This is a genomic window from Shewanella pneumatophori (assembly GCF_023283895.1).
Classification (GTDB): Bacteria; Pseudomonadota; Gammaproteobacteria; order Enterobacterales; family Shewanellaceae; genus Shewanella; species Shewanella pneumatophori.
Window position 1 is genome coordinate 85,056 of the sequence record NZ_JAKILB010000008.1, and the last position, 12,647, is coordinate 97,702.

General features: G+C 36.1%; 13 protein-coding genes. All 13 read right to left on the minus strand.

Annotation, left to right across the window (positions count from 1 at the left end; all coding sequences use genetic code 11):
• The 13 genes from L2740_RS13655 to L2740_RS13715 all read right to left on the minus strand — a co-directional run bounded on the left by L2740_RS13655 (position 1) and on the right by L2740_RS13715 (position 12,629).
• Positions 1–1,101 carry a TDP-N-acetylfucosamine:lipid II N-acetylfucosaminyltransferase family protein gene (locus L2740_RS13655; RefSeq protein ID WP_248950713.1) on the minus strand — a complete coding sequence of 367 codons (1,101 nt, stop codon included), beginning with the start codon at positions 1,099–1,101 and terminating at the stop codon, positions 1–3.
• Between the two features lie 45 nt (positions 1,102–1,146).
• The gene (locus L2740_RS13660; RefSeq protein WP_248950714.1) at positions 1,147–2,391 is read right to left on the minus strand and encodes a lipopolysaccharide biosynthesis protein; all 1,245 of its coding nucleotides are present in this window, start codon (positions 2,389–2,391) and stop codon (positions 1,147–1,149) included.
• A 59-nt stretch (positions 2,392–2,450) separates the two neighbouring features.
• Positions 2,451–3,140 carry an acylneuraminate cytidylyltransferase family protein gene (locus L2740_RS13665; RefSeq protein ID WP_248950715.1) on the minus strand — a complete coding sequence of 230 codons (690 nt, stop codon included), beginning with the start codon at positions 3,138–3,140 and terminating at the stop codon, positions 2,451–2,453.
• Positions 3,133–4,179 (minus strand): nucleotidyltransferase family protein, encoded by a 1,047-nt coding sequence (locus tag L2740_RS13670; RefSeq protein ID WP_248950716.1) that lies wholly within the window; start codon positions 4,177–4,179, stop codon positions 3,133–3,135. The genes L2740_RS13665 and L2740_RS13670 overlap by 8 nt, the downstream gene beginning before the upstream one ends.
• Position 4,180: 1 nt before the next feature.
• Complete coding sequence (locus L2740_RS13675) at positions 4,181–4,810, minus strand: NeuD/PglB/VioB family sugar acetyltransferase (protein WP_248950717.1); 630 nt, start codon at positions 4,808–4,810, stop codon at positions 4,181–4,183.
• Positions 4,803–5,876: an N-acetylneuraminate synthase gene (gene neuB / locus L2740_RS13680; protein WP_248950718.1), complete on the minus strand. Its 1,074-nt coding sequence runs from the start codon at positions 5,874–5,876 to the stop codon at positions 4,803–4,805. The genes L2740_RS13675 and neuB overlap by 8 nt, the downstream gene beginning before the upstream one ends.
• The gene (locus L2740_RS13685) at positions 5,873–6,541 is read right to left on the minus strand and encodes a PIG-L deacetylase family protein (RefSeq protein WP_248950719.1); all 669 of its coding nucleotides are present in this window, start codon (positions 6,539–6,541) and stop codon (positions 5,873–5,875) included. Before L2740_RS13685 ends, neuB begins: the two co-directional genes overlap by 4 nt.
• Positions 6,538–7,425: a formyltransferase family protein gene (locus tag L2740_RS13690; protein WP_248950720.1), complete on the minus strand. Its 888-nt coding sequence runs from the start codon at positions 7,423–7,425 to the stop codon at positions 6,538–6,540. Before L2740_RS13690 ends, L2740_RS13685 begins: the two co-directional genes overlap by 4 nt.
• Positions 7,426–7,432: 7 nt before the next feature.
• Positions 7,433–8,593 (minus strand): UDP-N-acetylglucosamine 2-epimerase, encoded by a 1,161-nt coding sequence (gene neuC / locus L2740_RS13695; RefSeq protein ID WP_248950721.1) that lies wholly within the window; start codon positions 8,591–8,593, stop codon positions 7,433–7,435.
• Positions 8,594–9,742 carry a LegC family aminotransferase gene (locus L2740_RS13700; RefSeq protein WP_248950722.1) on the minus strand — a complete coding sequence of 383 codons (1,149 nt, stop codon included), beginning with the start codon at positions 9,740–9,742 and terminating at the stop codon, positions 8,594–8,596.
• Positions 9,743–9,808: 66 nt separating this feature from the next.
• Positions 9,809–10,999 (minus strand): UDP-N-acetylglucosamine 4,6-dehydratase, encoded by a 1,191-nt coding sequence (locus L2740_RS13705; protein WP_248950723.1) that lies wholly within the window; start codon positions 10,997–10,999, stop codon positions 9,809–9,811.
• Positions 11,000–11,213: 214 nt separating this feature from the next.
• Positions 11,214–12,176 carry a Wzz/FepE/Etk N-terminal domain-containing protein gene (locus L2740_RS13710; RefSeq protein ID WP_248950724.1) on the minus strand — a complete coding sequence of 321 codons (963 nt, stop codon included), beginning with the start codon at positions 12,174–12,176 and terminating at the stop codon, positions 11,214–11,216.
• Between the two features lie 96 nt (positions 12,177–12,272).
• Entirely contained in the window at positions 12,273–12,629 is a 357-nt protein-coding gene (locus L2740_RS13715) for a four helix bundle protein (protein WP_248950725.1), read from the minus strand.
• Positions 12,630–12,647 lie beyond the last annotated feature (18 nt).

Sequence of the window (12,647 nt, forward strand, 5' to 3'; positions counted from 1 at the left end):
TCACACCTCATATAAACTGTTTAGTTGCTGCATATACTTAGACTTTGAAAAATGAGATTTTATTATCATGAAATTTTCTAAACTTTCTTCTGCACTTAACCTCGTAAGGTTTAAATGGTTCACATCAAAAATATTAAGCCCTAAAGACTTAAATAAGTCCCATGACGTGATGTCACTTCTAATGTATACCTTCTTCCCTAAGCCTAATAGATTAATTGTGTTCCCCATTCCTTGTTGTCTTTTGTGAGCAAATATAGCCACATCGATTTTTTTTAGGAAATCATTATATTCACAAATAGACATAAATGTTGTTATAGGTATAAATTTTTCACCAAATATAGCATAACCTTTGTCAATTACTTTATTCGTCCAACCTCTTGACCAAGGCTTTTCTCCATATGATAAAATACAGTACACTTTAATATTTTTTTCTTTATGTTTTCGTAGCTCGTTAAAAATGTCTAAATGATTGTTTGCACAATCAGCTGAATTACCAACTAATATACGAATCACACTATCAACATTTTGGTTGGTAGGAGCTTTATATTTAAAGACATTACTCTCATACATAAGAGCTTCATGATAAGTTCCTTTTGCATTATAAAGCTTTTTTACTAAAACATAATCTCCAGGCAAATATGTGACATAGCCTTTGAAATTACCTTTTACTACCTTTTCAATATAATACCAAATAGTTTTACGTTTTATTTCAGAAGGTATATCAATGTCCCCCCCGCCCCATAAATACCAATAAGTTTTTTTTGAAAAGTTTCTAAAAAAGTAAAGAAATATAATTATTTTTTTATCAAAAAGCCCATGCAAATGAATTTTTTTTGATCTAAAAAAGAATATAAAAAGCGTTAATAATGACGCTGGAAATTTATAAAAAAGGAATATTTTCCGTAGAATTGAATTCTGATTGTCAAATGGTTTAAGTATTTTTACATTACTAAAAGCACTCATATCAACCGCGGCTATTTTTGTTGAATTTAATATCAAAAAAACATGCTCGTTCTCATCAAAGTTTTCATTAACAAAATGTATTAATGGTTTAATAAATTTAACTTCGTTACCAATAATATGAAGATGTTTAATAGACAATTTATAGCCTCTTAGTGTACCACTATATGAACAAAACGTATAAAATCAAATACACTCTTTACGCTTCAAAAGTATATTCACAAGGACGACATTGGTTAACATTGCCGTTATACTCCCCAGTAAAATTGAATAAGATGAAGCCATTACCCCAAAATTTGGCACAAAATATGCGGAAAAAGAAACAACAATAAGTGCACTGAAGCTTGTAATATACAAGGTATATTTAGGTTTGTTAAAGTAAAGAAACAAAGTAGCTTCTACACTTCTAAAGTTGTAAATAAAAGCACTAATAAGTAAGACCCTCAATGCATCTTCACTTTTTAAAAAATCATCTGGCGCAAAAAATAAAATAACCCTCTCAGAAAAAACAAATATAACGATAAAAAGAGTAAATATTGTTAATTTGTAATAACGGGCTAAATTTATTGAAGTACCAATTACTTGCGTTTCTGGTAATTTATATAATGCAGGCTGTATAGCTTTACCTGCTGCCCCTGCAACAATCATTAATATAGAGGATAACTGTAGTGCAAAGTTAAAGTAAGCTACTTGATTTTCATCTACATGATTCTGCAAAAATAAAACATTGTATTTGTTTAAACAAAAATATAAAAGATAAGCTATCAAAATTGGCAACGAGAATTTCATAGTTGCTATGCTCACATTAACAATGCCTTTCAGCTGCAGTGTAAAAGGCAAAAAGTATATAGATACAAGCCACATCAATGTAGTACTAATCAATAAGGCAAAAATAACTGCATCTAATGCTTCGAAACCTAACTGCCTTAATATAAATATGAAAAAAACATAAAGAAACACCGCTGACAACTGAAATAAAATAAATAACTTTGGTTTTTCTGTAACCCTCAAATACCCAGAGTAAATTGCTACAACAAAACTGAATGATGATATTGCTACAATAATATACAAATACCTATCATTTTTTATCGAACTTAACCACTCACTTAATATATAACCCTTAATTAAATAAATAAATAAAACAAAAAACAAAACAATAAAACAATGAATAATCAGAAGTTGCCCTGTATATACATTACGTTCTTTTTCTGAGTTTTTTGTGAAATACATGCGAGAAAAGGTTGAAACTATCCCAAAATGAACTATAAATGTAACTAATCCAATTGCTGCGATAAAAACACTATAGACACTATATTCTGAAATACTCATCGCCCTAGTGTAATAAGGCAATAGAAATATACCACTAACGGCGACCACTAAAAAATCACCGATAGTGTAAATTACTGAGCTTTTTAAAATATTTTTAATCAAAATATACACTCAACTTCGATAAATAAATGTTAGCTTAAAAAGACAAAGTTATAATATTGCTACCCCTTTAATAATAAATACTCTGCATAATCAAAATCATCTTTCGTATCTATATCCACTGAACTGTATCTATCCATAAAATAGGGGAAAATATTGTTTTTATAATTTATCCCATTATTTAGAATGAGATTTTCAACTTTATAACAGAAAATAGCTCCATTTAGTCTGTAAAAATTAGGTAACTCTTGTGATCTCCGATTTGCATTAACGTCAAGAAAATCAGTCAATGAGCCATCAGAAGATAATGTGCCTGCCCATAAAGGGCTATGCTCACAAGGCGTAACGGACACAATGCCATCAGCCTGATTATTAAGCATAGTTTCGAGACTTTCATCAATATGCATAAAGCTACGCATTGGCGATGTTGGTTGAAGCATAACTACAACATCATATTGTACATCCAACTTTTGTAACACATGCAGTATGACTTCGCTACTACTTGAGTCATCAGCCGCTAATTCAGGAGGCCTAATGAATGGCACATCGGCTCCATAGCTTTCTGATATCTGTTTTATGTCATATGAATCAGTTGAGACAATCACTCTATCAATGTATTGACTCAATAACGCAGCTTCAATAGTCCAACTAATAAGAGGCTTGTCAACCAGCATCATAAGATTCTTATTAGGTAGCCTTTTACTCCCACCTCTAGCAGGGATAATTGCTAAAACTTTATTCTGGTTAAACAAAATTTAAATCCTTAACATCTTGCTGCGCTTTTTCAAAATCATCCATTTTACCTATATCTAACCAATAATCATGAAAAACAGCCGCATGTATTCCAAACGAAAAGTTATTTTCTAACAGAGTCGGCATATCTATTTTTTCTTGATGATTTAACTTGGATAATAACTTTGGGTCAACCACATATATTCCAGCATTCACTTGGAAATGATAAGTTGGCTTTTCGATAAATCCTACAATTTTCCCGTTATTAGATTCAACTACACCATAGGGAATTTTATATTCATACTCTCTTACACACATAGTGGCGATAGAATTACTTTCGTTATGAGCTTGCAACAGTTGTTCAAAATTTAATTTAGTAAGAACATCACCGTTAATCATAAGCAAAGGTTCGGTAATTTTACCTTTTGGAAGCAAGCTTAATGCCCCTCCGGTTCCCAAAGGAGTTTCCTCATGTACATATTCAATATCTACGCCCCACTTGTCACCAGAACCAAAATAGTTTTTAATAATCTCTGGCAGATAGTGAGTAGAGATATAGAATTTTTCGAAGCCGTAGTCTTTAAACTGTTCAATTAGACGTTCAAGCATCGGCTTACCTCCAATATTCAACATCGGCTTTGGGCATGTATCCGTTAGAGGTTTTAATCTAGTTCCAAACCCTCCAGCCATTATAAATACTGGATTAGATTTTCGATTGCTAACACTAAGAGACTGTAAAGTATGTAATCCAACTACAACATTATTATCTACTAATGGTACCGCTAATAGTGAATTTTTAAGTAAATATGCTTTTATTTCAGCGACATTAGTTTGAGAACAAACCCAATAAGGCGACGGGTTGTATGTCCCGTCAATATCTTCTTGTAACGTCTTACCTGCAATTAGCGATCTACGAATATCACCATCAGTAACCGTTCCAAGTAAGTGGCCACTTTCATCTGTTACAATTGCGAATCGCAATGCACCAGCATCAATTTTCAGCATAGTCGTACGAATTGAATCGTTCGGGCCTACAACAATTTCTTTCCAATTAAACACACTAATTCCTTTTTAGTGAGATAAAGCTATTTTCACTCACTGTTTCTAGCAGCGTAACACCTGCGCCAATTATACTGTGGCAACCAACTTCAAGACCTTGTATTATCGTAGCGCTAGAACCAATAAAACAATGTGCACCAATAATACTATTACCACATATTGTAGTATTAGGAGCTAAATGCGTATGCTCTTTGATAACACTATCATGTTCAACAATTGCTGCGGTATTAATAATTGTATTTCTTCCGATCGAAGCACCTCCATTTACAATTGCACCTGTCAGTATCTGAGCATCACCTGCAATAGATGCATACTTTGAGATAACAGCACTATCAGCAATTACCGACGTAAATTTAAAGCCGCTATTAACGAATTTTGTATAAACCTTTGAGCGTAGGTTATTTTTTGGCATATGCCCTAAGCCATTAACGATTAAAACTTTACTAGCATCATAAAGATTTATATCTTCATCGCTCTTGTGGTGGGTTATTCCTTTAAATAAAGCCATATTAGAAGCATTTTGAGGACTAATATAAGCTATCACGTTTTTTCCTTGCGACAACAAAATATCAAGCAACACACTTGCATGCCCTCCCCCACCAATGAGAATTAGGTTGTGATATTTACTCACTAATCAATTCCCCGGCTTTATAAGCCTTTGTAGCCTGTTTGTTAAGATAGCTCCAGTACTGACTAGGACTTATTCCCGTACCTGGGCGCTTAATCGCAATATTTTCATGCGAGAATACTTCACCGATTTTTATATTTGCATTCGCTACGAGACTTTTACGAACAACCGATTTATTTTTGACTTCGGATAATGTCGGGCACTTCACACCACTGCCTAATGCAATTTCAATTCTGCGTATTGCGGACACCATTTCTTTAAGTTCAAAAGGATCAAGGGATGCTTTATGATCAGGTCCATCCATGCTTTTGTCTAAAGTGAAATGTTTCTCTATTACTGTGGCACCACGTGCAACAGCAGCAATAGGAATAGCAATTCCTTCACTATGGTCAGAATATCCTGCAGTCAGCTCAAATGCCCGCCTAAGTGTATCCATCGCTTTCAAATTTATCTCACTCATTGGCGCTGGATACTCTGTTGTACAGTGTAAAATAGTCACTTTTTCTTTTAAGGCTTTTTGACCTATATCGCTTGCATAGGCCTGCTCAAAAGCTAGTGTACTAGGACTCATATTTTTATCTTCGGTATAGCCAAATGCAATGATACCTAAAACAGCTTCGATTTCAGCTAATGTAGCCATACCAGTAGATACAATCAAATCACAGCCTGTGCGAGCATGCTCTAAAACAAGTGGCGCATTGGTTATTTCACCTGATGGGATTTTTAAACGCGTTAACCCTAAGTCATTAACTAAAAAATTTAGGCTTTCAGAATCAAATGCAGTTGAGAGGAACTCAATACCTAAGGATTCACAATGTTTAATTAACTGATGATGAGCATCATAAGAAAGCTCCAATCGACTCAACATCGCTAATTGTGATTCTTGTTTTTTAGTATTAGTAATTTGATACTCTGCTTGAGCAGCATCTTCCGTTACTAGATTTTTCGCTTTAAAGGTTTGGAATTTAACGATGTCTGCACCAGCATGGTATGCCGCATCTACAAGTTGAAAAGCAAGGTTCTCGTCACCGTTATGATTAACGCCTGCTTCAGCAATAACTAATGTCATAGAATTTCCTTTATTAACATAAATGCTTCCGCTGCTTCAGCATTACATTGAGAACCGCGAACATAAGCAAGGGATTCTAAGGCTTTGCGTGAACGAGGAAATGGGAACTGACTCACTTCTGATTCGAATATTTCTAAAATATCTAATTTTTTTGTTAGAAAACCATCAATATCAACATACACATTAGGTCTAAAGCCACCATCTTCTGGTTTCATTCCAAAATCTGTTTCTGACATTGTTTCATAAACCAAAATTCTCTTGATAAAAGGATAGCGGAAAGACTTAGTTGCAGACATAACAGCATCAAACACAATTTCATGATCACTATGTGCATCGTTACGATAGACAGTTAAAACTTGCTCCGGTTGAATTTCAGAAATAACTTTTGAGACTGGAGTGATAACATCTCCCATAGGTAACGTTTCCAAACGAGCGGGAGGAAGCATCAACTGGTGTACCCCAGTGAATCCATATATCTCTGTTACTTTTTTGATTTCAGAGTCTCGTTTTTCAATCTGGGCTTGTGTAAAGCCAGATTGAATACTCATTCCTGTAACAAGGAGCCAGTGAACTTTGTAACCTTGCTTAACTAACTTAAGAATTGTACCACCACATCCGAGAGTCTCATCATCAGCATGAGGAGCAACTACTAGTACAGTCTTCATAGATAATCCCCTACAACTATATTGTGATTTTCTACCACATAAAGCCAAATAGCCTCATTTCCCGCAGTTTTGACCAACAAGCCGTCATCGCTTTTGGATAAAACCTTGCCGGGTTCGATATTTAAAGGGTAACTATCAGAAGATATAAAACTACTTTGAACTAAAATGGTTTTTCCGTTAAAGATAAACTCTGCACTAGGGTACGGTGGCGCGAGAGCCCTAACTAAATTGTGAATCGAAAAAGCTGCCATTCGAAAATCAATAGTGCCATCTTTACGACTTCTTTTTCGCCAGTATGTAGCCTTACTATGATCTTGCTCTTTAAAGACAGCTGTGCCGCTTACTAAAGCTGAGGCTAAGTGTGCTAACTGTACTTGAGATACTTGCAAGATTTTTTCATATAGACTTGTCGCATTATCACTGTCTTCGATTGTAATTGGAGCCTGACTGACAATAGGACCTGAATCTGCACCTTCATCCATAAGAAAAAATGTTGATGCTGTTTCCCCCAAACCTAAGGTCAATGCCCAAATTATGGGGTGCCGACCTCTATTACTCGGTAGTTTAGCAGGGTGAAAACCAATAACTCCTTGACGGGGTAGAGCTAACATCTTTTCATTGAGCAAATAACTCCAACCAATACAAAATATAACGTCAAGTTCGAAAGTTTCTAAAAAGTAGACAGAAGCTTCACGAGCCTTAGGATTCTCAAAGTGAAAAGGTATCCCATTATCATTACAAAGATCGGTTAAATCACAAAAATCAGCATTAACAGCGGATTGTTCTCTTGTAACAACAGCAGCTACCGTTAGCCCTTCTACACCTAACAACGTTTGGAGTGCAGCTCGACTCGAATCGACACACCCAATAAAACCTACTCGCATAATGCCTCTACTTAATATCAAAAAATGATTTAAAGACTAAACCATCTAAGTTTGCAGTAAGAATAGTGTTAAGAATTTTTCTGGAACTATCACCTTCCCCGTAAGGGTTTTTAGAACGAAGGCATTTTTCTCTAAATGATACACTCAGAGCTTCAGCAATAGCACCTTGAATAGAATCCTTGTCCCCATCACAGTTAATTACTGTATCACCAGTTAATCGCCCTTTTTGACGATTACCTATATTAATGGTAGGCACCTTAAATGTTGGTACTTCAATTAAGCCACTCGATGAATTACCAATAACCAAATCACAATGTTTAAGTGCACTCAGGTATCTCAATTGTCCAAGCGATTGGATTAATAAAACTCGCCCTTGTAATTCTCTCTCAAACTCCTCCAAAAGGGGGATCAATGCACGACCATGTGTATCTGCATTCGGGTATGTAATTAAAAATTTATAATCTGGGTACTCACGCAAGGCTATAAGTAATTGCTTTAAATCCTCAACTGCCCCATCACTACTAAGTGTCACAGGGTGATAAGTCACTACCATATATGGATTATTTATAACATCAAAATCAATGGATATAGATAGTTCTTCACGTGATAATAAGTTTAGAGTTTTGATACTATCAATTCCAGGCGCTCCAAAATTAAAAACATTAGATGGCTGCTCACCTAGCTGTATAACTCGATGTCTATACTCTTCCGTTGCTGTAAAATGCAAATGAGACATTTTTGTAATTGAATGGCGTACGGCCTCATCAATTAGACCTTCGGTCGTTTCTCCTCCATGAATATGCGCAATTGGAATTTGAGCAACCATTGCTGCCTGACAAATTGCCATAGACTCAAAACGGTCACCTAATACAACCAATAAATCAGGTTTTGTTCTTTCAAATGAATCTGCTGCACTAATTAAAGCTAAACCCATTGACTTTGTGATACCAACAGCTGTATCTGATGATAATAAAAACTCCAACCTTTCCGCTATAGGAAAGCCATCATTCTCTATCTGCTGTACTGTTTTACCAAATTCAGGAGATAAATGCATACCACCAACATAAAGCTGAAGCTCAGCTTCTTTTGATTCAGCTAAACCTTTAATAACCCAATATAACAGTCCATATTCAGCTCTAGTTCCGGTAAAAACAGCTATCTTTTTCATCTATTTTATATCTCTTGGGGTACTAGGTAAATTGATCAAACGTGCTTCAATATGCTCTGACTGAGTTAATTCACCACGAGGCGCATCACAAAACATTGGTAATCTATGCATTAACTGCCAAATTGGACGAGTCATGACACCTGCATCATTGGTTTTTTTCAACAATTCATCACGAACTTGTGCTGATGGGCAAATTATCGCATTTAGCCAGTAGTTTGATTGTGCATATTCAGGCTCCAATACAAATTGATAATCACTTTTTGCAAAAAACTCACTGTAGTGATTAGCTAATGCCCGTTTTTGTACTAAATAGTCCTCTAATACTTCCATCTGAGCACAACCTAACGCCGCGTTTAGATTTGGCATACGGTAGTTAAAACCTGCTTCATCATGATAAAATTCATAAGGATGCGGTACTTTTGCCGTAGTAGTCACATGTTTTGTTCGAGCACCAGATGTAAGTGATTTACATAAAACCATTCCACCGCCACCGGTGGTAATTACTTTATTACCGTTAAAACTAACAGCGCCAAAATCACCTAAAGTACCAGTGTGTTTTCCTTTATAGAAAGAACCCAAACTTTCTGCGGCGTCCTCAACAAGTACAATGTTCCATTTAAGACATACAGCAATAAGTTCATCCAATTCAACAGGGTGACCAAAAGTATGCATTGGTACTACAGCGCGGATAGGACGCTTAGTTGTCTTATGAATACAACCAGAATCAGTCAATTGTGCGTGTTGTTCTAAAAACTCATCCATTGCTTTTGGACAAAGCCCTAAGCTAACAGGCGAAACATCAACAAAAATAGGCACTGCTCCCATATGGTGTAAAGCATTGCATGTTGCAACAAAGGTTAGAGCTTGAGTTATTACAAAGTCACCGGGCTTAACGCCTGCCATATAAAGTGCAGCATGAAGTGCAGCGGTACCATTTACAGTCGCAACCGCTTTTGCTGTTCCTGTGTAGGATTCTATTTTTTGCTCAAACTGGTCAACAAACTTTCCTACACTTGAAACAAAAGTACTTTGAATAGTTTCAAGAACATACTTTTGCTCGTTGCCATTAAATATTGGCGCATGTAGTGGAATAAATTCATTGGTTTGGTATATATCACGAACAAACTTAACTAACGAAGATTGGCTCATTATAAACTCACAACTTTATATGTTCTTGTGTTCAATTCAAAATATCTATTACTACGATAGGAAGTTTTACATTTTGCTATCGAGATATTTACCAGTTTCTTTGTGACCAAAGTCTGGGATCATACTAAAGAACAGCTTAACGATATCCTCTTTGCTCCATTCACAATCAGTTTTCATTTGAGTAATTTTCTGTTCGAATAACTCTAATAACTCTTGCTGATAAAGTGGATCGTTTTTAATAATACCTAAATTTGTAAAATGCTCCATATCAAGTTTTTCTTTATCCGTAAAGAACTCTTCAAAGTCCTTTTCTCCAGTCGTATCACTTGATGTAAATAAGCATGGCCACTTCCCTTGTGCAGGTAGCGTTTTAACAAGCTCTCTAGCTTCATCTTCAGAAGCGCATAAATGTGGTTCAAATCCTAGTTGCTCTAGATACTTAACAGCAATATCTGCAAACGTGATCAGGTGTAGTGCTTCACTTAATTTAGGGAAGAAAATGTCACGATTTTCACCAAAGATACAGGACATTAAACATAATTCACCAGACTCTTGTGGAGTTACAAAATAACGCTTAATGTCATTAGGTGCGACAATTGGCTGTCCCTTCTGAATACGTTGATTAAAGCCATGCAAAAGTGAACCGTCAGAAAAAGCAACATTGGCAAAGCGAGCCGTTGAAATAGCAATCTGTTCACTTTTACGCATTAGGAACATCTCCATAATGCGCTTAGAAGCTCCCATCATGTTAACTGGGTTTGCAGCTTTATCTGTCGACACACAGAAGTACTTCTTAACACCAGAGTCGATAGACTGCTGAATCGTTTTATCTGTGTTGAACACATTGACATCTATCATTCGCATCAACGTAAATGGGTCTTTTTCACTACGTACATGCTTAAGTGCTGATAAGTTCAACACGTAATCATATTCACCATCAGCCTTAATAAATGCATCATATTCAATAGAGCCGATATCTAAAGCAAAGGTCTGAAAATCACCATTGATGTAACCAAATGAACTGCGGATATCTCGAACCAACTCAACCATGTTGTTTTCACTAATATCAACAACATGTAGTTTCTGAGGATTACGCTTAAAAATTTCTTTCGTTACGGCTTGACCAATCGAGCCTGCACCACCTAAAACGAGGAACTTAGAACCTGATACAATGCGCTGTAACTCTTGGTCATGTTGATTAATATCGGATACAAATAGTTCTTTATCACGACCAATTAACGGCAATATATTGTTCATATACTTCGATTCCTAATTCACTTTAATTGAGTAATTACAACTTCTAATCTCAGCCTCTAAAATCAAGCTGGGACACTTTTAATCCATTTTGAGACAGTCGCTTTTATTTATAAGTAAACGCTATCCCTTGTAAGCCTTGGGTTTCGTTGTTTTTCTGCTCTTTAGCTTAAAACAGTCCCAATAGGCTTTTAAACTATCTCGACTAACCTTTGGGTTAATCTTCTTTTTTAATGAAATGCCTTATTAATACAATCATTACAGCTAACATGCCGCCTAGCATAGTGCCAAGTACACATATTAGCGCCCTTTTAGGGCCTGCTTTTTCTTCTGGAGCTAATGCAGGATCGATTGTTTTAAATACGTATTCGTCACGTACTTCAGCAAACATAATCGTTTTAGCTTGTTCTTCAATAAGTTTGTAAAGAATTGAACGAATATCTGCTACGTTTGTAAGTGCAATTTGTTTATTCAAAAATTCACTACTTTTAATCGCCTCAGCGACATCGCGATCTTTCATAACTTTATTAATGTCTTGAATTAACCAATCAACCCATTGTTTCGCAACAGATGGAGATAGATGTTCAACAGAAATAGTCACCATTCCCGTATCTTTGGCAGAGTTAACTGAAATAACTTTACTGAATTCTTTATAAGCTTCTTGCATCGAAGGTTCAGGCTTAAATGGCGCTTTAACCTCACGTACCCATGCTTTACTTTGGGCATTATAAACTGCAGCATCGTAAGCTAGTGTATCAGTTGACCTATCCCATTTATCAGCAGCCATTAAGTCCGGCAAGATATTGTGAGATTGAATAAAATCACTTGCGAATTGACGTGACTTTATTACCTCTATTGCCATCTGAGTTTTATCAACGCCACCACCTGCTCCTAAGTTAATACCCGCCATGCTTGCTAAACCACCAAACTGACCTGCTAAAGCACTTAGTCCGCCGCCTTGCTCCTCGCTTGCTGGTGCTAGTAATGCTTGAGATTTATAGGTATTTGGCTGTGAAAGAGCAAAAATAACAGAGCCGATAGCAAAAAAAGCTGTAACAGCAACGATTAACCATTTTCCTTGCCAGATGACAGAGAATAGTTCGCGAAGATCGATTTCATCGTCTTGCGAAGATGGCGCAAACTGATGATCTTGTGTGTATTTATTTATTTCGTTGGACATTTAAAACTTATCTCATTGTTTAAGTTTTCGAATACGGTTGACGGAACGCTCGCAAGCTCTCTTACAGAACGCTTCGCTTACAGAAAAAGATTTAAGCTAAGATGTTAGATTGCGGGCTTTTATGCTTTTAATTAAACCAGCAAGCATTGCCGATACTCTCTCAGATTTTGTCAGTAGCTCATCCACAAACCCAGCTTCTAGGTAACCTATATCTTTACCTATCATGGCCTGTGTCATAACTTCCGCTAGCGATGCTTTAGCAATATATAAAAACTGTACTTGCTCTTTTGCCCCCTGACGTTCAATTCCCTCAGCTATGTTTGAAGGTACAGAAAGACCTGAGCGAGTAATTTGGTCTTTGAATCCCCAATCTCGCAGTTCTTTAGTCTCTATGTAGATTGAACATGAGAGTTGATAGCTTAACTGCCACAATTCGAGCTTTTGAAACTTCATAACCATCCTTGGTTGAGG

What these genes read in the sequence shown, in the direction of transcription:
- neuB (WP_248950718.1), bottom strand. Translation starts at nt 5,876, where the DNA reads ATGACATTAGTTATTGCTGAAGCAGGCGTTAATCATAACGGTGACGAG.
- L2740_RS13685 (WP_248950719.1), bottom strand. Translation starts at nt 6,541, where the DNA reads ATGAAGACTGTACTAGTAGTTGCTCCTCATGCTGATGATGAGACTCTC.
- L2740_RS13690 (WP_248950720.1), bottom strand. Translation starts at nt 7,425, where the DNA reads ATGCGAGTAGGTTTTATTGGGTGTGTCGATTCGAGTCGAGCTGCACTC.
- neuC (WP_248950721.1), bottom strand. Translation starts at nt 8,593, where the DNA reads ATGAAAAAGATAGCTGTTTTTACCGGAACTAGAGCTGAATATGGACTG.
- L2740_RS13700 (WP_248950722.1), bottom strand. Translation starts at nt 9,742, where the DNA reads ATGAGCCAATCTTCGTTAGTTAAGTTTGTTCGTGATATATACCAAACC.
- L2740_RS13705 (WP_248950723.1), bottom strand. Translation starts at nt 10,999, where the DNA reads ATGAACAATATATTGCCGTTAATTGGTCGTGATAAAGAACTATTTGTA.
- L2740_RS13710 (WP_248950724.1), bottom strand. Translation starts at nt 12,176, where the DNA reads ATGTCCAACGAAATAAATAAATACACACAAGATCATCAGTTTGCGCCA.
- L2740_RS13715 (WP_248950725.1), bottom strand. Translation starts at nt 12,629, where the DNA reads ATGAAGTTTCAAAAGCTCGAATTGTGGCAGTTAAGCTATCAACTCTCA.